This is a genomic window from Hydrogenophaga sp. IBVHS2 (genome assembly GCF_002127215.1).
Taxonomy (GTDB): Bacteria; Pseudomonadota; Gammaproteobacteria; order Burkholderiales; family Burkholderiaceae_C; genus Hydrogenophaga.
Map to the genome: position 1 here is coordinate 43,214 of NZ_NFUT01000002.1, position 24,940 is coordinate 68,153.

Genomic DNA, 24,940 nt, shown 5'->3' on the forward strand with positions numbered 1-24,940 from the left:
CCGCCATGAACCTGGACACACTTTCCTTCGACATCGCCAGCCTGCGCCAGGCCTATGCCGCCGGCACGCCGGTGCGCGCCGTCATCGCTGAAGCCCTGCGCCGCTGCGCGGCCGACGACCGCCATGTGTTCATCCGCCGCCTGCAGATCAGCGAACTCGAGACGTACCTGCAGGCGCTGGAGGCGGCCGACCCGGCCAGCCTGCCGCTGTACGGCGTGCCGTTTGCCATCAAGGACAACATCGATCTGGCCGGCATTCCCACCACGGCGGCCTGCCCGGACTTTGCCTACACCCCCGAGCGCAGCGCCTTCGTGGTGCAGCAGCTCATCGCGGCCGGGGCGGTGCCGGTGGGCAAGACCAACCTCGACCAGTTCGCCACCGGCCTCAACGGCACCCGCTCGCCCTATGGCGCCTGCGGCAATGCGTTCCGGCCCGAGTTCATCTCGGGTGGGTCGAGCGCGGGATCGGCGGTGTCGGTGGCCCTGGGCTGGGCCAGCTTCTCGCTCGGCACCGACACCGCCGGCTCCGGCCGGGTGCCGGCCAGCTTCAACAACCTGATCGGGCTCAAGCCCACGCTGGGCCTGCTGTCGGCCACCGGCGTGGTGCCGGCCTGCCGCACGGTGGACACGGTGTCGGTGTTCGCCACCACGGCGGCCGATGCCCAGGCGGTGCTGGCGGTGGCGGCCGTGCCCGATCCGGCCGACGCCTACAGCCGCGCCGCCCGCCCGTTCGGCCCCGACTTTTCGGCCGGGCCGTTCCGCTTCGGTGTGCCGCGCCCGCAGGACCTGGCCTTCTTCGACAACCCGGCCGCCCCCGGCCTGTTCGAGCAGGCGGTGCGGCGGCTGGAGTCGCTGGGCGGCACGGCGGTGGAGATCGATCTGCAACCCTTCCTCGAAGCCGCCCGGCTGCTGTACGACGGCCCCTGGGTGGCCGAGCGCCACGCGGCCATCCGCGATTTCATCGACCGGAAGCCCGAGGCGGTGTTCGAGCCGGTGCGCACCATCGTCCAGGGTGCGCAGCGTTACAGCGCCACCGACGCCTTCGTGGCGCGCTACCGCCTGCAGGCGCTGCAGCAGGTCTGCAACGCGGTGTGGCAGCGCATCGACTGCCTGCTCACCCCCACCGCCGGCACCACCTTCCGCATCGCGGCCATGCAGGCCGACCCGATCCGCCTCAATGGTCAGCTGGGCTACTACACCAACTTCATGAACCTGCTGGACTACAGCGCGGTCGCGGTGCCCGCCGGGTTCCAGGACAGCGGCGACGCCGCCGGACTGCCCTGGGGCGTCACCCTGGCCGCGCCTGCTTTCCGCGACGTGCCGCTGCTGCGGCTGGCCGACCGCTTCCACCGCGCGCAGACGCTGCGGCTGGGAGCCACCGAGGTCGCCCTGGAAGAAACCCCGGCCCTGGGTGCGGGTGCCCCGGGCGCGGGCGCCCTGCAGGCCGGCACGGTGCGGGTGGCGGTGTGCGGTGCCCACCTCAGCGGCCTTCCCCTGAACGGCCAGCTCATCCAGCGTGGCGCGCGCCTGCTGGCGGCGGTGAAATCGGCCCCGGAATACCGCTTCTATGCCCTGGCCGGCGGCCCGGTGAAACGGCCCGGCATGGTGCGCGTGGCCGAGGGCGGCGCCGCCATCGACATGGAGGTGTGGGAGGTGCCGGCCGAGCACTTCGGCAGCTTCGTCGACGGTATCCCCGCGCCCCTGGGCATCGGCAAGGTGCGCCTGGCCGACGGCAGCTGGGTCAGCGGCTTCGTGTGCGAGCCGGCCGGCCTGGACGGCGCCACCGACATCACCCACCTGGGCAGCTGGCGGGCGTGGCTGGCCACCGCATGAGAGGATGGCCTCCCGGCCCGCTGGGCTTTTGCTTCCGGGTCATCCTTCGCAGCTTTCGCCCCGACCCTGTTCCTTCATGCCCCGGCGCCACCGACACCACGAGAAACGGTCCATCCGCAACAGCCTCACGCACCGCCCGGACCTGGCGGGTCCTGCATCGCCGGCGACCGGATCGGGTCGGTCGACCCCCGCATGACCCCGACCGACGCGGCCTTCACGCCCGCTGAACCTGACGCGGTCGTGCGAGAACTGCGCCACGTGCAGGCCCTGATGCAGCTGGAGCAGCAGGAAGACCAGGCGCAGTTCAGGCTCAAGAGCGCCAAGGCCGGCATCGCGGAACGCAAGCGGCGCGGCGTCACCTGGCACCCCGTCACCATCACCCAGGAAGACATCGGCTTTGGCGGCAAGGTGGTGCTGGAGCTGGAGCGCCCCGCCGGCGAGGAAGGACTTCACCTGTTCCAGGTGGGTCGCAACGCCGCGCTGTTCGGTCCGGCCCAGGGGCCGGCGGGCGATCCGCCCACGCTGAGCGGCGTCATCACCCGCCTGCGGCGCAACCGGCTGCAGCTGACCACCCACCGGGAGGACCTGCCCGACTGGGTGCTCGCGGGCGGCAGGCTGGGCATCGACCTCACCTTCGACGAGGTGAGCTACCGCGAGATGAACCAGGCCCTGAACGAGGTGCTGCGCGCCCGGGACAACCGGCTCGCCGAGCTGCGCGACGTGCTGCTGGGGGCCCGGCAGGCCCGCTTCGACGCCACCCGGGCCGACGATCTCGTCTACCCGAGCCCGCTCAACGATTCCCAGCTCGAAGCCGTGCGCCATGTGGTCTCGGCCCGCGATGTGGCCATCATCCACGGCCCGCCCGGCACCGGAAAGACCACCACCCTGGTGCAGGCCATCCGCGAGACCATCCGGCGCGAGCGGCGGGTGCTGGTGTGCGCACCCTCCAACACGGCGGTGGACCTGCTCACCGAGAAGCTGGCCGCTCACGGCGTGAACGTGATCCGCATGGGCAACCCCAGCCGGGTGTCCGACCTGCTGCTGGCGCACACGCTCGATGCCCGGGTGATGGCCCATGGCAGTTACGGCCGGATGCGGGCCTTGCGCCAGACGGCCGACCAGTACCGCCAGACCGCCCAGCAACACGTGCGCCACTACGGGCACGAGGAGCGGCAGGAACGGCAGCGGCTCAGGGACGAGGCGCGGCAGCTGTTCCTGCAGGCCGACGATCTGGAGCGTTTCATCACCCAGGACGTGCTCGACTCGGTGCAGGTCATCACCTGCACCCTGGTGGGCGCCAGCCAGCGCGGCATCCGCGACCTGGTCTTCGACACCGTCTTCATCGACGAGGCCGCCCAGGCCATCGAGCCGGGCTGCTGGATTCCGATCGCCCGAGGCCAGCGCGTGGTGCTGGCCGGCGATCACCACCAGCTGCCGCCCACGGTCAAGAGCGAGCAGGCCGCCCGAGAAGGCCTGCGCGAGACGCTGTTCGAGAAGTGCATCCGCCGTCAGCCGGCCACCGCCCGCATGCTCACCCTGCAATACCGCATGCACGAGCAGATCATGGCGTTCAGTTCGCAGCGGTTCTATGGCGGGCGGCTGCAGGCACATCCGCGGGTGCGTCATGCCGGTCTGGCGGCCTACGACCCGGTGTTCGCGCCGGACCTGCCGGTGGAGTTCCTGGACACGGCGGGATTCGGCTTCGTGGAACGGACCGTTCCCGAGAGCCGGTCCACCGCCAACCCGGAAGAGGCCGCCCTGCTGCTGCGGCGGCTCAACCAGCTGCTGGCGGCCTACGACCCCGCCGGGCATGCCGAGCATCCGCTCACCCTGGGCGTGATCGCCCCCTACCGCGCGCAGATCAACTGCCTGCAGGACGCGATCGAGCAGGAGCCGCTCCTGGGCGGCCTGATGCGGCAGCGCCAGCTCAGCGTCGGAACGGTCGACGCCTTCCAGGGCCAGGAGCGCGACATCATCGCGATCTCGCTCACCCGCAGCAACCGCCTGGGCGAGATCGGATTCCTCTCCGACATCCGCCGCATGAACGTGGGCATGACGCGCGCCCGCCGCAAGCTCCTGCTGGTGGGCGATTCGTCCACCCTGGGCGCACACCCGTTCTTCCGGGAGCTGCTGGCCCATGTGCAGCACATCGGTGGCCACCGCACCGCCTGGGCCATGGAGGAATGAAAAAGCCCCTGCAGAGGACTGCAGGGGCCTGGGATCGTCGCTGGCGGAGAGAGAGGGATTCGAACCCTCGGTACAGCCAAAACTGTACGCCGGATTTCGAATCCGGTGCATTCGACCACTCTGCCATCTCTCCGTGTGCCGAAGCCCGACATTCTAGCAGCACCGCCCGGTGCGCCTTTTTGCACGCCGGCAGCGCCCGCGCCGATGCGACAATGCACCGCCGCCACCGCCAGCTCCCATGCTCGTCGACACCCAGCCCGCCACCTACCAGCACATGCCTGCGTCGCCCGAGGTCCGGGACCAGTGGGTCGATTCGCAGCTCATCGGCGTCCTGATGGACAACGTCGGACCGTCGCTGCTGGCCGCCAGCATCTCGTTGCCGGTGATGGTCTACCTCATGGCCGGGGAGGTGAACACGGCGGCGCTGGTGGTCTGGACGCTGCTCATGCTGGCCATGCTGGCCTACCGCTACCGGCTGATCGGCCTGTACCGCCTCCAGTACGACCATGTGGAGGGTCCCCAGCGGCTGGACTTCGTGCACCGCTACCGCTGGAGCTGGGCGGCCGTGGCCGTGCTGTGGGCCGGCCCGGTCGTCCTGAGCTACCTGCAGGCCAGCGTGACCACGCAGTTTGTCTGCGCCGTCGTGGTGCTGGGGCAGGGGCTGCTCAACCTCACCGGCTTCAGTGCCTGCCTGCCGGTGTTCCGCAGCTACGCCAACAGCCTGGCCCTGTCGGTGCTGCTGGCGGTGATCGGGTTGACGGCCCTGCACATCGATCAGCCCGACGTTCTGCAGAAAGGCATCCTGTTCGGCAGTCTCATGATCGTGTTCTGGTTCCTGATGCTGGTGGCCGGCGCACGCCTGCACCAGGTGCACCGGTCCAGCTTCGAGCTGCAGTTCTCCAACCAGGAGCTGATCGATTCGCTCACCCTGCAGACCCGGGCGTCCCTGCGGGCCGTGGCCACCAAGAACCGCTTCCTGGCCTCGGCCGCTCACGACCTGCGTCAGCCGGTGCACGCCCTGAGCCTGTACGCCGACTGGCTGGCCAGCGAGCCGGAAATGGCCCGCGACATCGCGCCGCGCATCCTGCAGTCCACCCGGGCCATCAATGAGCTGTTCGACTCGCTCTTTGACCTGACCCGCATCGACGCCGGCAACTACAAGGTCAACCTGCAGCATGTGGATGTGGAGAAGCTGTTCGCCGACCTGCAGCTGCAGTTCGAGCCGGTGGCCCAGGGCAAGGGCCTGCGGCTGCGCACCTACACCCGTCCGACCGTGCTGTGGTCCGATCCGGTGGTGCTGCGCCGCATCCTGGGCAACCTGCTTTCCAACGCCTTGCGGCACACGCATGCCGGTGGTGTGCTGCTGGGTCTGCGTCACCGGGACGACATGCTGGTGTTCGAGGTCTGGGACACCGGCGTGGGCATCGCCCGCGAGCACCAGCAGGCCATCTTCCAGGAGTTCTTCCGGGTGTCCCAGCACCAGGGCACCGAGGACAGCCTGGGCCTGGGACTGACCATCGTGTCCAAGCTGACCTCCCTGATGGGCTATCAGCTCTCGCTCAATTCGGAGGCCAACCGGGGCAGCGTGTTTCGCGTGCTCCTGCCGGCCTTCACGCAGCAGGAACCCGGTGGTCTGACCACGGTGGAAAACGGCCGGTCGTCCCGTACGGGCGACCCGACCTGAGGCCGCCGCGGGCGGTCAGAGGTCCAGCAGGCCGGCGGTGCGGGCCAGGTGGCTGGCCTGCGAGCGGCTCTTCACGTTGAGCCGGCGGAACAGCCGCCACAGGTGCACCTTGACCGTGTGCTCGCTGATGCTGAGCTGCTCGGCGATGTCGCGGTTGGACAGGCCCCGGTCCAGCATCACCAGCAGCTGTTTCTGCCGCTTGGACAGCTTGTCGGGGATGGTGGGGGCGTTCTCGTCGTCACCGGCCTCTTCGGCCAGGAACTCACGCAGCACCTTGGCAATCTGGGCAGCGCCGGCCGATTTCTCGACATAGGCGTCGGCGCCGGCCTCGCGGGCCAGGTCTTCGTAGTCGGAAGACGGCGAGGCGGACAGCACGATGAGCGAGGTGTCGGGCAGCATCTGGCGCACCTCGCGGACCCCGGAGACGCCGTTGGTGTCCGGCAGCTTGAGGTCCAGGCACACCAGTTCGGGTTCGCCGTGTTCGGCAATCGCCTTGCTGACCGAGGCCAGCCGCTCGAGTTCCACCACCTGCGTGGAGGCGCGAAGGCGGCGCAGCAGCATCACCACGGCTTCACGCATCAGGGGGTGATCGTCAATAACAAAGATGCTCATGGCGGGCGCGGTCTTCGGGTGGTCAAGTATCAGAATGGCCTTATTGTGGTGCCTTTACGGCCGAATGAGGGACATATAAAACACGGGATACATCCCTATTTCTCACAAAGGCCGGGTTGTGTACCGGGTATATCCCCTTTTCGGGTGACGTCAGCTTTCGGGGGTGGCCAGGGTCGCCAGCGCCGCCGCCAGGGCCGACGGATCGGGAGCCGGCTCCAGCCGGTCCTGCAGGTCGGCCACGGCAGGCAGGCCCTCGGCCTGGATGCGGGCCATGGCCTGGGCGGCCTCGCGCGGGGCCTCGAAACCCCGGCTCTGCAGCAGCACCGTGCCGCGGGCGTCGGTCAGCTTGAAGTGGAAACGGCCGTCCGATTCCCGGTACTGCTTGAACACCGGCCCGGCCGCCTTGGCGCCCTTGGTCTTGCGCACCTCGGCCACCTGGTCCAGCGGGCGCAGGCCCACGGCATGGCGCAGCCGGGCAGTGAACGGCGTGGCGGTGGCTCGGGCCTTGGCGGCGCCGGCCTTGAGCACGGCCTCGATGCGGCCCGGGTCCTTCATGAGCTCGTCGTACACGGCCCGCATCGGCGCGATCTCGCGGTCCAGCCGCTCGAACAGCCGTTCCTTGGCCTCGCCCCAGGCGATGCCTTCGGCGTACGCACGGGCCAGATCGGCGGTCTCGGCCTCGCTGGCGAAGGCCTGGTAGAGCTGGAACAGGGCCGAGCCTTCGGTGGACTTGGGCTCGCCGGGCAGGCGCGAGTCGGTCACGATGCCCATGATCAGCTTGCGCAGCTGCTCGCGCGGCACGAACAGCGGGATGGTGTTGTCGTAGCTCTTGCTCATCTTGCGGCCGTCCAGCCCGGGCAGGGTGGCCACATGCGCCTCGATGGCGGCCTCCGGCAGGGTGAAGTGTTCGCCGTAGAGGTGGTTGAAGCTCGATGCGATGTCCCGTGCCATCTCGATGTGCTGCACCTGGTCGCGGCCCACCGGCACCTGGTGGGCGTTGAACATCAGGATGTCGGCCGCCATGAGCACCGGGTACATGAACAGGCCGGCGGTCACGCCGTCGTCCGGCTCGGTGCCGGCGGCGGTGTTCTTGTCGACCGAGGCCTTGTAGGCATGGGCCCGGTTGAGCAGGCCCTTGCCGGTCACGCAGGTCAGCAGCCAGCAGAGCTCGGGGATCTCGGGGATGTCGGACTGGCGGTAGAAGGTCACCTTCTCCGGGTCCAGCCCGCAGGCCAGCCAGGTGGCGGCGATCTCCAGGGTGGAGCGCTGCACGCGGGCCGGGTCGCCGGTCTTGATGAGGGCGTGGTAGTCGGCCAGGAAGTAGAAGCTCTCCACGTCGGCCAGGCGGCTGGCCCGCACCGTGGGGCGGATGGCGCCCACATAGTTGCCCAGGTGGGGGGTGCCGGAGGTGGTGATGCCGGTGAGGACGCGCACAGGTTGCATGGCAGAGGGAAGGCAGAAGGATCGGTCAGGTCAGGAGCAGGCGCAGCGGGGTGAGCAGCAGTTCGATGGCCGAGAGGGTGAGGTCCATCAGCGGTCGCAGCCAGTAGCTGCCCACCAGTCCCGAGACCACCAGCGCCAGCACGATGAAGAAACCGTAGGGCTCCACCCGCGACACCATCTCGGCCTGCCGCCAGGGCAGCAGACCCACGAGGATGCGGCCCCCATCCAGCGGGGGCAGCGGGAACAGGTTGAAGGCGAACATCACCAGGTTCACGGTGACACCGGCCCGGCACATCTGCAGCCAGAAGCGCTCGTCCACCCCGGCACCCAGCAGCACATACAGCAGCACCAGCCAGCCGATGGCCTGCACCAGGTTGGCGCCCGGGCCGGCCAGGGCGACCCAGATCATGTCGCGCTTGGGGTTGCGCAGCCGGCCGAAATTCACCGGCACCGGCTTGGCATAACCGAACAGGAAGGCGCCGGCCGTGGCGAAGTACAGCAGCAGCGGCATGGCGATCGTGCCCACCGGGTCGATGTGCTTGACCGGGTTGACCGTGATGCGGCCCAGCAGGTGGGCGGTGGGATCGCCGAAGTGGCGCGCCGCATAGCCGTGGGCGGCCTCGTGCAGCGTGATGGCGAACAGCACCGGTATCGCGTAGAGCGTGACCGTCTGGATGATGAGGGCAAAGTCCATCGGTGGATTGTCCCAGACGCGGCGCCTCAGAGCCCGAGGCGGGCCAGTTCGCCCTGGCCCTGACGCAGCACCTCCGGCTCGCCGCCGGTGCCCATGGGCGTGAGGTCGATGACCGTGGTGGGCTCCAGCGCGCAGGCACCGGCATCGATCACGCCGGCCAGGTCGTGCTGCAGGCGTTCGCGGATGTCTTCCGGGTCGTTCAGCGGGCCGTCGTCACCGGGCAGGATGAGCGTGGTGGCCAGCAGCGGCGTGCCGTGCAGCTCCAGCAGGGCGCGCAGGGCGGCATGGTCGGGCACCCGCAGGCCGATGGTCTTGCGCGAGGGGTGGCTGACCCGACGCGGCACTTCCTTGCTGGCCTCCAGGATGAAGGTGTAGGGCCCGGGCGTCGCCACCTTGAGCAGCCGGTACTGGCGGTTGTCCACCCGGGCATAGCTGGCGAGTTCGCTCAGGTCGCGGCAGAGAAGGGTGAGGTGGTGGCGGTCGTCCACCTGACGGATGCGGCGCAGCCGGTCGGCGGCGGCCTTGTCGTCGAGGTGGCACACCAGCGCATAGCTGGAGTCGGTGGGCACGGCCAGCACGCCGCCGCCCTGCAGCAGCTGCACCGCCTGCTTCAGCAGCCGGGCCTGCGGGTTCTCGGGATGGACACTGAACAGCTGCGACATCGACGTCCCTCAGGGTTCGGGCGGTTCCACCGGCTGCTTCGCCCGCGAGGCCAGCACGCTGGCGGTGGCGCCGCAGAGCACGATCAGCCCGATGCCGGCCAGCTCCAGCGGCCCGGGCACATGCCCGAACACCACCCAGCCGCACAGCATGGCAAAGCCGATCTGTGCATACAGGAACGGCGTGAGCGTGGCCGCCGGGGTGCGGGCAAACGCCAGGATCAGCAGGAAGTGGCCGATGCTGCCCATCAGCCCCACCAGACACAGCAAGCCGAAGGTGCGTGCGTCCGGGATGGCCTGCCACACCAGCGGCAGGATGGCGGTGGACAGCGCAGCCCCCACCCAGCCGGTGTAGAAGTGCATGGTCATGGGGTCTTCGGTGCGCGCCATGCGGCTGGTCAGGATCTGGAAGGCGGCGTACAGCATCACCATCACCAGCGGCAGCAGGCTGGCCCAGCCCACCACACCGCCGCCGGGCTGCACCACCATCAGGGCGCCGGCAAAGCCGCCGATGACCAGCACCCAGCGCATGGGCGTGACCCGCTCGTGCAGGAACAGCGCGGCCAGCAGCGTGACCACCAGCGGCGAGATCATGACGATGGCGGTGAACTCGCCCACCGGCATGTACTGCACGCTCAGGAAGGACAGCACGCTCACCAGCAGCAGCAGGCCGCCGCGCAGCAGCTGGAAGCGGGGGTGTGCGGTGCGCAGCAGGCTGCGGCCGCGCAGCGGCAGCATCACCGCCGACACCAGCACCGCCTGGAACATGTAGCGGAACCACACCGCCACCAGCACCGGAATGAAGGCACCGACGTACTTGACGGTGGTGTCCAGCACCGCGAAGCAGGCCGTGGCCGTGACCAGAAAGGCAATGCCGGTGAGCGCCCGGGTGCCCGGGCTCTGCAGCGCGTCCGACATCAGTGGACGCGGGACGACAGCAGCGACCACACCGGCGTCAGGTGGCCGGGCAGGTCGGGCAGTTGGCCGAGGTCGGTGTGGCTCTCGTCGGGGCTGTGGAAATCGCTGCCGCGGGAGGCCGCCAGGTCGAACTCGGTGCAGAAGCCGGTGTACTTGACCACGTCGGACGCGTTGTGCGCGCCGGTGACCACCTCCACGCCCTGGCCGCCGTGGCCCTTGAACTCGGTGAACAGCGCGTATTCCTGCGTGGGCGTGAATGCGTAGCGTCCCGGGTGGGCAATGATGGCCACGCCGCCGGCACCGACGATCCAGCGCACCGCATCGCCCAGCCGGGCCCAGCGGTGCGGCACGAAGCCGGGTTTGCCTTCGGTGAGGTACTTGCGGAACACCTCCGGGATGTCCTTGCACACGCCGGTGTCCACCAGGTGGCGGGCAAAGTGAGAGCGCGAGATCAGGTCCGGGTTGCCCACGTAGCGCAGCGCGCCCTCAAAGGCGCCCTTGATGCCCACGCGGGCCAGGTCGTCGGCCATCTCGCGGGCGCGTTGTTCGCGGCCACCGCGGGTGGCGCGCAGACCCTCCACCAGCTCGGGGTGGTCGGGGTCCATGCCGAGGCCCACGATGTGCACCGTGATGTCCAGGAAGGTCACCGAGATCTCGGCACCGGTCAGGTAGGGCAGGCCCACGGCGCGGGCTGCTGCGATGGCGCGGGCCTGACCACCCAGCTCGTCGTGGTCGGTCAGCGCCCACAGCTCCACGCCGTTGGCCTTGGCGCGTTGGGCCAGGGCCTCGGGGGTGAGGGTGCCGTCGGAGACGACGGAGTGGCAATGCAGGTCGGCGTTGGTCAGGATGTCCACCGGCCCATTGTAGGTGGCGAGCCATCACCCCGGGGAGTGTCAGCCGGTGTTGCGCAGGCCCGCCGCGATGCCGTTGATGGCGATGTGGATGCCGCGCTTGACCTTGTCGTCCCGGTCGCTGGGCCGGGCGTTGGTGCGCCAGCGCCGGATCAGCTCCACCTGCAGGTGGTGCAGCGGGTCGATGTAGGGGAAGCGGTGGCGGATCGAGCGCTGCAGCGCGGCGTTGCCGGCCAGCCGGTCGGCCTCGCCGGTGATGAGGGTCAGCGCCTCGGCGGTGCGGTGCCACTCGGCCTCGATGGCGCCGAACACCCGGCGGCGCAGGCGCTTGTCTTCCACCAGCTCGGCATACAGCGACGCCAGCGCCAGGTCGCTCTTGGCCAGCACCATGTCCATGTTGGAGAGCAGGGTGGCAAAGAAGGGCCACTGCCGCACCATCTGCTGCAGCAGGGCCAGACGGGCCGGGCGGCCGGACGGGCCGTCCTGGTCGAGGAAGCCCTGCACCGCCGAGCCGAAGCCGTACCAGCCCGGCAGCGTCAGGCGGCACTGGCCCCAGCTGAAGCCCCAGGGGATGGCGCGCAGGTCCTCGATGCGCTGGTTGGCCTTGCGCGACGCCGGCCGCGAGCCGATGTTGAGCTCGGCGATCTCCCGGATCGGCGTGGCCGAGAAGAAGTACTCGGCAAAGCGCGGTGTGTCGTACACCAGGGCACGGTAGGCGGCCATGCTGGCCTGCGAAAGCGCATCGGCCGCTTCCAGAAAGCGCTTCGGTGCCGGCTTGGCGGTGGGCAGCAGGGTGGCCTCCAGCGTGGCGGCCACCAGGGTTTCCAGGTTGCGCCGGCCGATGTCGGGGTTGGCGTACTTGGAGCCGATGACCTCGCCCTGCTCGGTCAGCCGGATCTGTCCACGCACCGTGCCTGGCGGTTGCGCCAGGATGGCCTGGTAGCTCGGGCCGCCGCCGCGCCCCACCGTGCCGCCCCGGCCGTGGAACATGCGCAGGCGGATCGGGCTGCCGTCGAACAGTTTCACCAGCGCCATCTCGGCGCGGTAGAGCTCCCAGTTGCTGGTGAAGATGCCGCCGTCCTTGTTGCTGTCGGAGTAGCCCAGCATCACGTCCTGCTCGTGGTAGCCGGCACTGCGGCCGCGTTGCACCATGGCCTGGATGCCGGGCAGGGCGTAGTAGGCCTGCATGATGGGCGCAGCCTGCCGCAGGTCCTCGATGGTCTCGAACAGCGGCACCACGATCAGGTCGGCCCGGGCGTCGCGGTCGAGCGTGCCGTGCAGCAGGCCGCATTCCTTCTGCAGCACCAGCACTTCCAGCAGGTCGCTCACCGTTTCGGTGTGGCTGATGATGGCGTGGCGGATGGCGTGCGGACCGAAACGCTCGCGGCCGCTGCGGGCGGTCTCGAAGATGGCCAGTTCGCCCCGGGTGTGCTCGCTGTAGTCGGCCCCGGGCACGCGCAGCGGGCGGGCGTCGCCGAGCACGCGCAGCAGCAGCGCCTGGCGCGAGGCTTCGTCCAGGGCGCTGTAGTCGGCTTCGATGCGGGCGTGGGCCAGCAGCTCGGCCACCACGCGTTCGTGCTGGTCGGAGCTCTGGCGCAGGTCCAGCGTGGCCAGGTGAAAGCCGAACACCTCCACCGAGCGCATCAGGGGCCGCAGCCGGGCTTCCACCATGGCTTCGCCGTGGTGGGCCTTGAGCGAGGCCTCGATGGTCTGCAGATCGGCCAGGAATTCCTCGGCCGACGCGTACGGATGCTGCGGCGCCACCGCATGCCGCGCGGCCTCGGTGCCGGTCAGCGCCTGCAGGGTGGCGGCCAGCCGGGCGTAGACGCCGGTGAGCGCGCGGCGGTAGGGCTCGTCCTGCCGGTGGGCATTGGTGTCGGGCGAGCGTTCGGCCAGGGCCTGCATGGCCGGCGTCACGCCCGAGAGCATGGCCGAGACCGAGAGCTCGCCGCCCAGCAGGTGCACCTGGGTCAGGTGATGCCGCAGCACCATCTCGGCCTGGCTCCTGAGGGCCAGCTCCAGGGTGTCGGCGGTCACGTTGGGGTTGCCGTCCCGGTCGCCGCCGATCCACTGGCCCATGCGCAGGAACGGCGCCACCGGCCGGCCCAGCCCGTCTTCCAGTTCGCGGTACAGGCGCGGGATCTGGGCCAGGAAGGTGGTCTCGTAATAGCTCAGCGAGTTCTCGATCTCGTCGGCCACGCTGAGCTTGGTGAAGCGCAGCAGCCGGGTCTGCCAGAGCTGGGTGATGCGGGCGCGGATCTGCCGGTCGATGTCGGCCTGCTCGCGGGGCGAGGCGGTGTCCCGCTCGGCCAGCAGCCGCGCGATGGCGCGTTCGGCGTCCAGGATGCTCTTGCGCTGCACCTCGGTGGGGTGGGCGGTGAGCACCGGCGAGAGATGGGCCTGCCGCAGCGCTTCGGCCACGGCATCGGGGGCCAGACCTGCCTTGCGCAGCCGCTCCAGCGCCAGCCCCAGGCTGCCCTGCTGCTGCTGCCCGGCGCGTTCGTGCACGGCACGGCGGCGGATGTGGTGCCGGTCCTCGGCCAGGTTGGCCAGGTGGCTGAAGTAGGTGAAGGCCCGGATCACGCTCACCGTCTGGTCGCTGGACAGCCCCTTGAGCAGCTTCTTCAGCGCCTTGTCCGCCGAGGCGTCGTCGTGCCGGCGGAAGGCCACCGAGAGCTGGCGGATCTGTTCGATCAGGCCGTAGGCCGCTTCGCCTTCCTGCTCGCGGATCACGTCGCCGAGCATGCGGCCGAGCAGCCGGATGTCGTCGATCAGGGGCTGGTCCTTGGACGCGGGGGAGGGCGCAGCGGCGCGGCGCGCGGGCGTTCGGCTCATGGCTCTGGCGGGGTGTGGCGCGCGGGGCGCGGGGTCGGGACGGGCGGTGGGCCATGCTAGCATCCGATGGACCCTTGCCCGGGCTCTGCCGGGTGCCCAACACGCCCTCGGTCTGCAGGGCGCCAGCTTCCCGTCAGCCATGCCGTCTGCCCCGTCCGCCTCCCCCCTGGCCATCACCATCGCCACCCGCGAGAGCCGTCTGGCGCTGTGGCAGGCCGAGCATGTGAAGGCCCTGCTGGAAGCGCAAGGGCACCGGGTCACGCTGCTGGGCATGACCACGCTGGGCGATCAGATCCTCGACCGCAGCCTGTCCAAGGTGGGCGGCAAGGGCCTGTTCGTCAAGGAGCTGGAAACCGCACTGGACGACGGTCGGGCCGACATTGCGGTGCATTCGCTCAAGGATGTGCCCATGGACCTGCCGCCCGGCTTCGAGCTGGCCTGCGTGATGGAACGCGAGGACCCGCGCGACGCCTGGGTCTCGCCGCACTGCACCGGACTCGCCGATCTGCCCAAGGACGGCGTGGTGGGCACCTCCAGCCTGCGCCGCGTGGTGCTGCTGCGCGCCGCCCTGGATGCCCTGGGCCGCACCGACGTGCGCATCGAACCCCTGCGCGGCAACCTCGACACCCGGCTGCGCAAGCTCGACGAAGGCCAGTACCACGCCATCGTGCTGGCCGCTGCCGGCCTCAAGCGCCTGGGACTGGCATCGCGCATCCGCGCCATCTTCGACATCACCACCTCGCTGCCGGCGGCCGGCCAGGGTGCCCTGGGCATCGAGATCCGGGCCGGCCGACCCGAACTGGTCGAGGCCCTGCGCCCGCTGGTGCACATGCCCACCTGGCTGCGCGTGGCGGCCGAACGCACCGTCTCGCGGGCCATGGGCGGCAGCTGCTCCATGCCGCTGGCGGCCCACGCCGACTGGACCGCCGACGGCCAGCTGCAGCTCCAGGCCGCCTGGGGCGATCCGGAAGGCGACGCGCGTCTGGTGCAGACGTCGGCGCAGTCGGCCGCCAGCAGCCTGGCGGAAGCGGAAGCGCTGGGGCAGCGCGTGGCCCTGGCCCTGCAGCAGGCCGGGGCGCGACCGGTGCTCAAGGAGGCCTGAGGCCATGGCCGAGCACCGGTCCGGGCCTGCCATCAGCCGGCTCGGCCCGGTGGTGGTGACCCGCCCCGAACCCGAGGCCGGTGCCTGGGTCGAGGTGCTGCGGTCGCAGGGCTGGGCCGCCCAGGCCTGGCCCCTGATCCACATCGGCGATCCCCAGGAACCTGCCCTGCGCCACGCCCTGGCCCACTGGCGCGCGCAATGGTCCGCCTGCGACGCCCTGATGTTCGTCAGCGGCTCGGCGGTCCAGCGCTTCATGAACTCGCCCGGTCTGGTGCGCCCGGCCATCACGCCCGCCACCCGATTCTGGGCACCGGGTCCCGGCACGGCACGGGTGCTGGCCCATGCGCTGGGTGCCCTGGGGCTCCCGGCCGACCGCATCGACAGCCCGCCGTCCGACGCCGCACAGTTCGATTCCGAGCACCTGTGGCCGGTGGTGAGCGCGCAGGTCGGTCCGGGTCGGCGCATCCTGGTGGTGCGTGGCCGCTCCGACGCCCAGGCCGACGCGCCCGAGGGCGGTCTGGCCGGCCATGGCCGTGACTGGCTCATGGCCCGCTGCCGCGAGGCCGGCGCACAGGTGGAGGTCTGCGTGGCCTACGAACGCCGCCCCGCCGTGTTCGACCCGCCGGCCTTGCAGCGGCTGGCCGCCCTGACCGCGCCGGGATCGGTCTGGCTGCTCAGCGCTTCCGAAGCCTTGGCCGCCCTGCCGGGGCGCACGGCCGGCGTCGACTGGTCGCACGCCTGCGCGGTGGTCACCCACCCCCGCATTGCCGAGGCCGCGCAGTCCCACGGTTTCGGCCGTGTGGTGCAGGCCCGACCGGTGCTGCCCGAGGTGTTGCGCACCCTAGAATCCCTCTGAACACCATCATGAGCGCCACCGACCCGACCCCCGCAGCCGACATGCCCCCCCGACCCGAGCGGGCCGAGCGGCCTTCTGCGCCCCAGGCCGGCATCGGCCTGCCGGCCCTTGCGCTGGTGCTTGCCGTGGGTGCCCTGGCCTTCGCCGGCCTGCAGTGGCAGAAGCTCTCGACCACCCAGGTCGAGCTGGCCGAGCGCGCCCGCGAGACCGCGGAGCAGGTGGCCAAGGCCCAGGCGCAGGCCGCCCGTTCCGACGAGCTGGCCCAGGAACTGCAGGCCCGCCTGACCGTGGCCGAGGTGCGGCTCTCCGAGGTCAGCCTGCAGCGCACCCAGCTGGAAGAGCTGATGCTCTCGCTGTCCCGGTCGCGCGACGACAACCTGATCCAGGATCTGGATTCCACCGTGCGGCTGGCGGTGCAGCAGGCCCAGCTCACCGGCAGCGCCCAGCCCTTGCTGACCGCGCTCAAGGCCGCCGACCAGCGGATTGCGCGTTCGGCGCAACCCCGGCTGAACCCGGTGCAGCGGGCCATCGCACGCGACATCGACCGGCTGCAGTCCACCCCGCTGGCCGACATCCCCACCCTGGCCCTGCAGCTCGACGACCTCAGCCGCCAGGTGGACAACTGGCCCCTGCTCAACGAGGTCGGCCTGCGGCGGGCCGGCGTGTCGGCCCCGGCCGCACCGGCGCCGGCCAAGGCGGCGGCCACCGACGATCCGGAAGCCGGCGCCACCCCCCCGGCCGGCTGGCGTGACGCCGTCGCGCAGTGGTGGAGCCGCCTGTGGCGCCAGATCGGGACCGACGCGCTGGACAGTGCCCGCGACCTGGTCCGGGTCACCCGGATCGACCACCCGGAGGCCGCCTTGCTGGCGCCCGAGCAGTCCTTCTTCCTGCGCGAGAACATCAAGCTGCGGCTGCTCAATGCCCGCCTGGCCGTGACCGCGCGCAACATGTCGGCCGCCCAGGTGGACGTGATCGCCATCGAGACCCTGATCGAGCGTTACTTCGACGCCGGTGCCGGGCCGGTGGCCAGCGCCAGCACCACGCTGGCGCGTCTGCGCAAGGACCTTGCCGGCAGCCCCATGCCACGTCCGGACGATACCTTGGCGGCCCTTGCGGTGGCCGCCGGAGGCCGCTGATGCGTAGCCGTCAGAAGGGCGCGATGCGCAGCGTGTTCTGGCTGCTGGGTCTGACGGCTCTCGCCGTGGCGGCTGCCTTGCTCATGGGTGACAACAACGCCAGCGTGACCCTGTTCTGGCCGCCGCTGCGCTACGACATTTCCTTCAACCTGTTCCTGTTCGGCGGCATCGCGCTGTTCCTGCTGGTGCACCTGGCGCTGCGGGCGCTGGCCCTGCTGCGCGATCTGCCGGTACAGGCCCGGCGCTGGCGGCGCCTGCAGGCCGAACGGGCGGTGGTGTCGTCCATCCTGGATGCGCTGTCGCACCAGCTGGCCGGCCGCTTCGTGCGGGCCCAGATGGCGGCCCGGCATGCGGTGGAGCTGCTGCAGCAGCCGGCCTCGGCGGAGTGGCCGCGGCGGCATCAGTGGGTGGTGCTGGCCCACCTGATGGTGGCCGAGAGCGCGCAGTCGCTGCAGAACAAGGACCAGCGTGACCGCTTCCTGCAGGCGGCGCTGCAGCCCGATCTGCAGCGCAACGCGCCCGAGGCCACCGAAGGCGCCATGCTGCGCGCGGTCCACTGGGCGCTGGAAGACCGCGACGCCGCCGGCGCCCGGGCCCGTTTTGCCGACCTGCCCCAGCGCACCACGCGCCGCATCCAGGCGGTGCGTCTGAAGCTGCGCATGGCCCAGCTCGGTCATGCCACCGCCGACGCGCTCGATGCCGCCCGGCTGCTGGCCAAGCACCGCGCCTTTTCTCCCGACGCGGCCCGCAGCGTCATCCGCAGCCTGCTGCTCGATGCCCTGCGCGAGGCCCACGACCCCGCCCAGCTCCAGAAGGTCTGGGATGGCCTGGACGCCGCCGAACGCCAGACCCCCGACATTGCCCTGGCCGCCGCACGCCGGGCCAGCGGCCTGGCCGCCCAGGCCGCCGACCCGGCGCTGCTGCACCAGCAGATCCGCGAATGGCTGGAACCGCTGTGGGCCGGCTTCGACCAGCTCAGCAGCACACAGCAGCACCAGATGGTGACCACCATCGAACCCGGTCTGGCCAGCCTGGATGCCCCCGGCCTGGCGGCACTCGAGCAGCGGCAGCGCCAGCGGCCGGGCAATGCCTGCCTGCAGTACCTCGCCGGTCAGGCCTGCATGCAGCGCCAGCTCTGGGGCAAGGCGGCCCAGCTGCTGGGGCAGGCACGCCATGGCCTGAACGACCCGGTGCTGCTGCGCCGCACCTGGCGGTCGCTGGCCCGGCTGGCCGAGGAACGGGGCGACGAAGCCGCTGCGCAGGCGGCCTGGAAATCGGCCGCCCAGATCGACTGACCCCCCGTACCCGCCCATGAAAAAAGCCGACCCTGGGGTCGGCTTTTTCTTGTCGGCCCTGATGGGCTCAGCGGGCTTCGAACGGCAGCGTCATCTCGCGCAGGTCCTTGCGGGTCTCCACCAGGATCAGCGGGCCCTCGTCGATCACCACCGGGGGCTTGGGCTCGCGCGGCACGTGAACCGGGCGCGGCTCGGCGGCAATGGCCGCCTGTGCCTGTGCCACCTTGGCGGCGTCCGAGTTGACCCACTCCAGGCCGCTGGAGCGTGCCACGGCGTCCAGGTCGTTCAGCGGCAGTTCGAAGGGCTGCACCTTGGGCATGCCCCGGGGGGCAGCGGGCGCGGCAGCCACCGGGGCGGCCTGCGGCTCGGGGGCGCTGCGGCGCGGCGCACGCTCGCTGCGTTCGGCGCGCTCACGGCGTTCCGGCGCGGCGGGCACGTCGGCGGGAGCCGCTGGCTCGGCCGCAGGCGCGGCTGCGGCCGGCTGGGTGAAGTAGCTGCGGACCGGGGCTTCATCGCCCACCGATGCGGGCACGGCGTCGGCCTGAACCGCATCCTGGCCCTGCACCGGCGATTCGGCGTCGTCGCGGGCACCGCCCTGGCGGCGGTCACGGCCATAACGGTCGCGGCCCCGACGCTCGCGCGGCGCACGCTGTTCGCCACCCTCGGACGATTCGGTCGACGCGTCCGGCGCTGCGTTGCCGTCGGCACTGGTCTGGCCAGCCTCGGCGTTCACCGCGTCGGCATCCTGCCGGCGGCGCTCGCCACCCCGGCCGCCACGGCCACGGCGCTGCGGCTCCTGGCCCTCGGCGGTCGGTGCGCCATCGGCCACCACCGCCTGATCGGCGCTGGCCGGCGCTTCGATGCCGTCGGTGACGGGGGCTTCGCGGCGTCCATCGCGACGACCGTCGCGGCGGCCTTCGCCGCGCTCGGTGCGCTCGCCCCGTTCACCGCCGCGGCGGCCTTCGCCATTGCGGCCCTCGCCGCGCTCGTTGCGGCCATTCTCGCGACCCTCCACCGGGCGGGGTTCGCGGCCCTCGCCCTGGGCGGCGCGCTGGCCCTGGTTCTGGCGCTGGCCATCGCGCTGACCGCGTTCGCCACGCTCCCCGTTGCGCTCGCCGCCACGGCCACCCCGGCCACGGCCGTCACGGCGGCCATCACGGCCTTCGGTCTTGTCGGCCGCGGGAGTGGCCGGTGCGGGGGCGGCCGGTGCCGGTGCGGGCGCCGGGCTGCCGCCGAACAGCGACTTCAGCCAGCCGAAGAAACCGGGGCTGGCCGCCACCGGTGCGGCCACCGGGGCTGCCGGTGCAGGCGCCACGGCAGGGGCAGCGGGCACCGGAGCAGCCGCCACCGGCTTGGGCGCGGCCACCGGGGCCGGACCGTCGGGCAGCACGCCCTTGATGACCGGTTCCTGCTTGTTGGTGCGCTCCTGGCTGCGGCGGGTCACGGCGGCCACGTCCTCGACCTCGTCGGCCAGCTTGTAGCTGGCGTCCAGGTTGTCCAGGCGCGGGTCGTCGTGCTTGATGCGTTCCAGCTTGTAGTGCGGGGTGTCCAGCGACTTGTTGGGCACCAGCAGCACGCTGATGCGCTGCTTGAGTTCGATCTTGGTGATCTCGGTGCGCTTTTCGTTGAGCAGGAAGCTGGCCACTTCAACCGGCACCTGCACCAGCACGGCGGCCGTGCTGTCCTTGAGCGACTCTTCCTGGATGATGCGCAGGATCTGCAGCGCCGACGACTCGGTGTCGCGGATGTGGCCCGAGCCACCGCAGCGAGGGCAGGGGATGGACGAACCTTCGTTCAGCGCGGGCTTGAGGCGCTGACGGCTCATTTCCAGCAGGCCGAACTTGCTGATGGCGCCGAACTGCACACGGGCGCGGTCCTGGCGCAGCGCGTCGCGCAGGCGGTTTTCCACGTCGCGCCGGTTCTTCGACTCGTCCATGTCGATGAAGTCGATCACGATCAGGCCACCCAGGTCGCGCAGGCGGGCCTGGCGGGCCACTTCGTCGGCCGCTTCCAGGTTGGTGCGGGTGGCGGTGTCTTCGATGTCGCCGCCCTTGATGGAGCGGGCCGAGTTCACGTCCACCGCCACCAGCGCTTCGGTCTGGTCGATCACGATGGCACCGCCGCTGGGCAGCTGCACGATGCGGCTGTACGCGGTCTCGATCTGGTGCTCGATCTGGAAGCGCGAGAACAGCGGTGCGTCGTCGCGGTAGCGCTTCACGCGGTGCCCGTGCTCGGGCATAACGTGGCTCATGAACTGGTGCGCCTGCTCGAAGATGTCGTCGGTGTCGATCAGGATCTCGCCGATGTCGCTGTTGAAGTAGTCGCGGATTGCGCGGATCACCAGGCTCGATTCCTGGTAGATCAGGTAGGCGCCCTTGCCGCCTTGTGCGGCGCCGTCAATGGCGTTCCACAGCTTGAGCAGGTAGTTCAGGTCCCACTGCAGCTCGGGCGCGTCGCGGCCGATGCCGGCGGTGCGGGCGATGATGCTCATGCCGTTGGGGTACTCGAGCTGGTCGAGCGCGGCCTTGAGTTCCTGCCGGTCCTCGCCCTCGATGCGCCGGCTCACGCCGCCGCCGCGCGGGTTGTTGGGCATCAGCACGACATAGCGGCCGGCCAGGCTCACGAAGGTGGTGAGTGCCGCGCCCTTGTTGCCGCGCTCTTCCTTCTCGACCTGCACCAGCAGTTCCTGGCCTTCGCGGATCACGTCCTGGATGCGGGCCTGGGAGGGCGATGCGTTGCCCTGGAAATACTGGCGCGAGATTTCCTTGAAGGGCAGGAAGCCGTGGCGGTCTTCGCCGTAATCGACGAAGCAGGCTTCCAGCGAGGGCTCCACGCGGGTCACCACCGCCTTGTAGATGTTGCCCTTGCGCTGTTCGCGCCCTTCGATCTCGATTTCGTAGTCGAGGAGCTTCTGTCCGTCGACGATGGCCAGGCGGCGTTCTTCGGCCTGCGTGGCATTGATGAGCATGCGCTTCATGTTGGCGTTTCCTTCGTAACAACACACCAGGGCGCACGGGCGATGGCCCGCGACGCCGCATTGCCGTGAAGCTGCGGAGGAGGCGCGAACGGGGGGAGGAATTGCCGGAGAGCCGTTGACCCGAGGGATCGGGGGATGTCATCCGGGCGGCGCCGTGCGGCGCCGCGTCGAACCGCCGGGTCAGGGCGTAGGCGCGTGGATGTCGGGGCGCAGGGGAGGACGGGGGGGTCTCATGGACAGGTTTCCGGCCAGCGCTGCGGTATTCGCTTCATCCTCGCCCAGCCGCATGGTGACCATGGGCTGGCTGGGCGATTGGGGTATTCCGTATCGGGTTCGAGAGTCTTCAGCAGTTTCGCCCGCAGCGTCCACCGCACAGTCCAGGAGCGCGTTCACCGACGGGGTGACCGGGCCGCTGCCTTGAGCGGGTGATGCGGGATGGCATCCTGCCCGCCGGTGTCCGGCCACCAACATCGGCGGCGGGGGACCGGTGCATGCTCCGAGTGATGGCTCTGCCTTAAACTCAAGGCGAATCAATCACTTACAGCACACTGCGGGCGCTCTGCATTATAGACATGCCACTGCCGCCATGGTGGCTCATTTGCCTTGTCCGAATCCGCTTCGCCCACCGCCGCCCGCTTCATCACCGTCGATGAGGAATCCAGCGGCCAGCGCCTCGACAATTTCCTGATGCGCGAGCTCAAGGGCGTGCCCAAGACCCACATCTACCGGATCATCCGTTCCGGCGAAGTGCGCCGCAACAAGGGCCGCGTCTCGGCCGATGACCGCGTCCAGGCCGGCGACATTCTCCGGATTCCGCCATTGCGCCTTTCGGCCCAGCCCGAGATCAAGGCGGCCGCCGCCGTGCCGGCGCGGGAATTCCGGGTGGTACATGAAGACGAGGCCTTCATCGCCATCGACAAGCCCGCCGGCGTGGCGGTGCACGGTGGCAGCGGCGTGAGTTTCGGCGTCATCGAACAATTGCGCCGCAGCCGGCCGGACGCCCGCCTGCTGGAATTGGTGCACCGGCTCGACCGTGAAACCAGCGGATTGCTGCTGATCGCCAAGAAGAAGAGCGCGCTCAAGCAATTGCAGGACCAGTTCCGCGCCCGGGAAACCGGCAAGACCTATCTGGCGCTGGTGCGCGGCGATTGGCCGGCCCGGCTGAGCCGGCTGGATGCACCGCTGCACAAGTTCCTGCTGCCGGACGGCGAACGCCGGGTGCGGGTGACCACGGCAGAAGATCCGGACGGTCAGCATGCGCTCACATTGGTCCGTGTGGCCCGCAGAATTCCCGTCCTGCCGGGCTGCCCCCAGGGTGCCACATTGCTGGAGGTCACCATCAAGACCGGGCGCACCCACCAGATCCGGGTGCATCTGGCCAGCGCCGGCCACCCCATCCTGGGCGACGACAAATACGGCGATTTCGATCTCAATCGCGAATTGGCCCGGCATGGCTGCCGCCGCATGTTTCTGCATGCGTGGCGCCTGCGATTGAATCACCCGATCAGTGGCCAGTCACTGGAATTGCATGCCGAATTGCCGGAAGAACTCGATCGCTGGCTGCCGCCGGTTCAAACGTGATTAGAATCGGGGACAGCCGGTCCGTTGAATTCATCACCCGATTTAATTCCGTTCCGGTGTTCTTCTGACATGCCGCCGCGGCGGATCCTGAAAGGAATGCCTTCATGCCCACCTATTCCGAACTGATGGCGCAAGCCCAATCCCTGATGGCCCAGGCCGAACAGGCCCGCAAAGCCGAGATTGCCGGCGTGATTGCCGACATCAAGGGCAAGATGAAGCAGTACGGCATCACCGTGGCCGATCTGGGCGGTGCCGCCCCTTCGGCCAAGAAACCCGGCAAGTCCAAATCGGCGGCACCGGCGAAGTACAAGGGCCCGAACGGCGAGCTGTGGGCCGGTGGCCCGGGCCGCAAGCCGGAGTGGGTGCGTGCCGTGCTGGCTGCCGGCAAGAGCATCGAGGATTACCGGATCTGACCGGCCCTCGGGCCGAACAGCAAAAAGCCCGCCATCGGCGGGCTTTTTCATGGGTGGCGCAAGCGTCAGTCCTTGATCCAGATCACCGGCTTGCCGCTGGCTTCCCAGCCCTCGTAGTGGCGGCCGTACACGTCCTCGATGCGGTTGCGCTTGACCTTGAAGGTGGGGGTGATCATGTCGTTGTCGACCGTCCAGGGCTGGGTGACCACGATCAGTGCCTGCATCTGCTCGTGCGGGTCCAGGGTGGCGTTCACCGACTTGCGGTGGGCCGCCAGCGAGGTTTCGAGCTCGGCGCGGGCCGATGCATCGGCCACCGAAGCCGCAGCGTCCGGGTTGAGCATGACGATGCCCAGCGGCTGACCCAGGTTGGCGCCGGTGACCACGCAGGCCTCGATGGCCGGGTGCATCATGAGCTTGTCCTCGATCGGCGAGGGCGCCACGTACTTGCCCTTGCCGGTCTTGAACAGGTCCTTGACCCGGCCGGTGATGCGCAGGCAGCCGCGCTGGTCGATGCTGCCCTTGTCGCCGGTCCTGAGCCAGCCGTCTTCGGTGAACACCTCGCGGGTCTTCTCCGGCTCCAGGTAGTAGCCCAGCATGAGCGCCTGGCTGCGCATCTGGATCTCGCCGGTCTGCGGGTCGATGCGCTGCTCCACGCCTTCGTAGGCCGGGCCGACCGTGCCTTTCTGGTCCTGGCCCGCCACCGTGATGTGCGAGAGCGCCAGGTTCTCGGTCATGCCGTAGCCTTCGTTGATGCGGATGCCCAGTCGCTCGTACCAGTTGAGCAGCGACACCGGCATGGGTGCGGCACCGCCGGCGGCGAACTTGCACTGGTCCAGGCCGAGCGCCTTCTGGATCTTGCGGCGCACCAGCCCGCCGATGAGGGGCAGGCCCAGCAGCTTCTGCAGCTTGGCATCGGGCATCTTCTGGTGGATGCCCTGCTGGAACTTGACCCACAGGCGCGGCACCGAGAAGAACACCGTGGGACGTGCGCGCTGCAGGTCGGCCGCGAAGGTGTCGAGCGATTCGGCAAAGAACACGTGCATGCCGGTGCGCAGCCAGCCGTGCTCCACCAGCATGCGCTCGACCACGTGGGCCAGCGGCAGGTAGGACAGCATGCGGTCGCTGCCGGTGAGCGGGATCCGGCCCAGGCCTTTGTCCAGGGCCCAGGCAAAGTTGGCGAAGCTGTGCATCACGCCCTTGGGCATGCCGGTGGTGCCGGAGGTGTAGATGAGGGTGCAGAGCTCGTCGCCGTTGCGCACCGGGTTGCCCTGGAGCGGCGCGGTCTTGCTGCAGATGGCGTCCCAGCCGGTGTAGCTGTCGATGGCGTCTTTCGGCGAGAGAGGGTAGCTGATGCAGGGCAGGTCGGCGGGAACGCCCGGCTTCATGCCTTCCCAGCCGTCGAGCTTGCCGACAAAGCAGGCCTTGGCCCCGCTGTGGGTGAGGATCTGGCGGATGGTGTCCGGCGCCAGGGTGGGGTAGAGCGGCACCGAGACGTAGCCCGCCATCCAGATGGCCAGGTCGGACATCATCCACCAGGCGCAGTTCTTGGACAGGATGGCGACCCGCGAACCCGGCTCCCAGCCTTGGGCCTGCAGGTAGGCGGCCATGCGGCGGACCTGATCGGCCACCTGGCCCCAGGTGTGGTCCTGCACCACCCCGTTCCCCATGGGCTGTGTCAGGGACACGCGTTGCGGGGCGGTGGATTCCCAGTGGTAGAGGCGTTGCAGCGCCAGCAGGTCGGGGGCGACGGAACTCATGAAGCGGTTACTCCTGTGGGTGATGGGTGTCAGCCCGGCAATCTACCTGCGAACGGTCGTTCTATTCAGTGGGTTTTCCCCGGGGAACTTCGCGATTGGAGAGCGCTC

Annotated in this window: 18 protein-coding genes and 1 tRNA gene; 9 read left to right on the plus strand and 10 right to left on the minus strand. The window is 69.9% G+C overall.

The window, feature by feature from the left end; genetic code table 11:
* Positions 1-5 precede the first annotated feature (5 nt).
* Positions 6-1,832 (plus strand): allophanate hydrolase, encoded by a 1,827-nt coding sequence (gene atzF, locus CAP38_RS04950; protein WP_086119816.1) that lies wholly within the window; start codon positions 6-8, stop codon positions 1,830-1,832.
* A 192-nt stretch (positions 1,833-2,024) separates the two neighbouring features.
* A complete protein-coding gene (locus tag CAP38_RS04955; protein WP_086119817.1) occupies positions 2,025-4,019 on the plus strand; it encodes an AAA domain-containing protein in 1,995 nt (664 codons plus the stop codon).
* A gap of 41 nt (positions 4,020-4,060) precedes the next feature.
* On the opposite strand, the gene CAP38_RS04960 is transcribed toward CAP38_RS04955, so the two are convergent.
* Positions 4,061-4,152: transfer RNA gene (locus CAP38_RS04960), tRNA-Ser, on the minus strand.
* Between the two features lie 105 nt (positions 4,153-4,257).
* On the opposite strand from CAP38_RS04960, the gene CAP38_RS04965 reads away from it, so the two are divergent.
* The gene (locus tag CAP38_RS04965) at positions 4,258-5,703 is read left to right on the plus strand and encodes a HAMP domain-containing sensor histidine kinase (protein WP_086119818.1); all 1,446 of its coding nucleotides are present in this window, start codon (positions 4,258-4,260) and stop codon (positions 5,701-5,703) included.
* A 15-nt stretch (positions 5,704-5,718) separates the two neighbouring features.
* Here the strand turns inward: CAP38_RS04965 and CAP38_RS04970 are convergent, their stop codons facing one another.
* The 7 genes from CAP38_RS04970 to ppc form a co-directional block, all read right to left on the minus strand.
* Positions 5,719-6,315 (minus strand): response regulator transcription factor, encoded by a 597-nt coding sequence (locus CAP38_RS04970; RefSeq protein ID WP_086119819.1) that lies wholly within the window; start codon positions 6,313-6,315, stop codon positions 5,719-5,721.
* Between the two features lie 150 nt (positions 6,316-6,465).
* Positions 6,466-7,758: a tryptophan--tRNA ligase gene (locus CAP38_RS04975; protein ID WP_086119820.1), complete on the minus strand. Its 1,293-nt coding sequence runs from the start codon at positions 7,756-7,758 to the stop codon at positions 6,466-6,468.
* 25 nt (positions 7,759-7,783) lie between these two features.
* Positions 7,784-8,452, minus strand: a complete 669-nt coding sequence (locus CAP38_RS04980; RefSeq protein ID WP_086119821.1) for a site-2 protease family protein — start codon at positions 8,450-8,452, stop codon at positions 7,784-7,786.
* Positions 8,453-8,478: 26 nt separating this feature from the next.
* On the minus strand, positions 8,479-9,114 hold the full coding sequence (locus tag CAP38_RS04985) for an L-threonylcarbamoyladenylate synthase (protein ID WP_086119822.1): 636 nt from the start codon (positions 9,112-9,114) through the stop codon (positions 8,479-8,481).
* A gap of 9 nt (positions 9,115-9,123) precedes the next feature.
* Positions 9,124-10,029, minus strand: coding sequence for a DMT family transporter (locus CAP38_RS04990; protein ID WP_086119823.1), 906 nt, complete (start codon positions 10,027-10,029; stop codon positions 9,124-9,126).
* Positions 10,029-10,883, minus strand: coding sequence for a 3',5'-nucleoside bisphosphate phosphatase (locus CAP38_RS04995; protein ID WP_086119824.1), 855 nt, complete (start codon positions 10,881-10,883; stop codon positions 10,029-10,031). The genes CAP38_RS04990 and CAP38_RS04995 overlap by 1 nt, the downstream gene beginning before the upstream one ends.
* Positions 10,884-10,922: 39 nt before the next feature.
* Positions 10,923-13,715, minus strand: coding sequence for a phosphoenolpyruvate carboxylase (gene ppc, locus CAP38_RS05000; protein WP_086119825.1), 2,793 nt, complete (start codon positions 13,713-13,715; stop codon positions 10,923-10,925).
* Positions 13,716-13,854: 139 nt separating this feature from the next.
* On the opposite strand from ppc, the gene hemC reads away from it, so the two are divergent.
* Genes hemC through CAP38_RS05020 form a run of 4 tightly spaced genes read left to right on the plus strand, consistent with a single transcriptional unit; the run spans position 13,855 to position 18,104 of the window.
* Positions 13,855-14,817: a hydroxymethylbilane synthase gene (hemC, locus tag CAP38_RS05005; protein WP_086119826.1), complete on the plus strand. Its 963-nt coding sequence runs from the start codon at positions 13,855-13,857 to the stop codon at positions 14,815-14,817.
* 4 nt (positions 14,818-14,821) lie between these two features.
* Positions 14,822-15,673: a uroporphyrinogen-III synthase gene (locus CAP38_RS05010; RefSeq protein WP_086119827.1), complete on the plus strand. Its 852-nt coding sequence runs from the start codon at positions 14,822-14,824 to the stop codon at positions 15,671-15,673.
* 8 nt (positions 15,674-15,681) lie between these two features.
* A complete protein-coding gene (locus tag CAP38_RS05015) occupies positions 15,682-16,809 on the plus strand; it encodes a uroporphyrinogen-III C-methyltransferase (protein ID WP_086119828.1) in 1,128 nt (375 codons plus the stop codon).
* Positions 16,809-18,104, plus strand: a complete 1,296-nt coding sequence (locus CAP38_RS05020; RefSeq protein WP_256924290.1) for a heme biosynthesis protein HemY — start codon at positions 16,809-16,811, stop codon at positions 18,102-18,104. The genes CAP38_RS05015 and CAP38_RS05020 overlap by 1 nt, the downstream gene beginning before the upstream one ends.
* A gap of 67 nt (positions 18,105-18,171) precedes the next feature.
* Here the strand turns inward: CAP38_RS05020 and CAP38_RS05025 are convergent, their stop codons facing one another.
* Positions 18,172-21,081: an Rne/Rng family ribonuclease gene (locus CAP38_RS05025; protein WP_086119830.1), complete on the minus strand. Its 2,910-nt coding sequence runs from the start codon at positions 21,079-21,081 to the stop codon at positions 18,172-18,174.
* Between the two features lie 603 nt (positions 21,082-21,684).
* Here CAP38_RS05025 and CAP38_RS05030 point away from each other — a divergent pair.
* Both CAP38_RS05030 and CAP38_RS05035 read left to right on the plus strand, forming a co-directional pair.
* Positions 21,685-22,662, plus strand: a complete 978-nt coding sequence (locus CAP38_RS05030; protein WP_256924291.1) for an RluA family pseudouridine synthase — start codon at positions 21,685-21,687, stop codon at positions 22,660-22,662.
* 104 nt (positions 22,663-22,766) lie between these two features.
* Complete coding sequence (locus CAP38_RS05035; protein WP_086119831.1) at positions 22,767-23,075, plus strand: H-NS family nucleoid-associated regulatory protein; 309 nt, start codon at positions 22,767-22,769, stop codon at positions 23,073-23,075.
* Positions 23,076-23,140: 65 nt separating this feature from the next.
* On the opposite strand, the gene CAP38_RS05040 is transcribed toward CAP38_RS05035, so the two are convergent.
* Positions 23,141-24,832 carry an AMP-binding protein gene (locus CAP38_RS05040; RefSeq protein ID WP_086119832.1) on the minus strand — a complete coding sequence of 564 codons (1,692 nt, stop codon included), beginning with the start codon at positions 24,830-24,832 and terminating at the stop codon, positions 23,141-23,143.
* Positions 24,833-24,940: the final 108 nt, after the last annotated feature.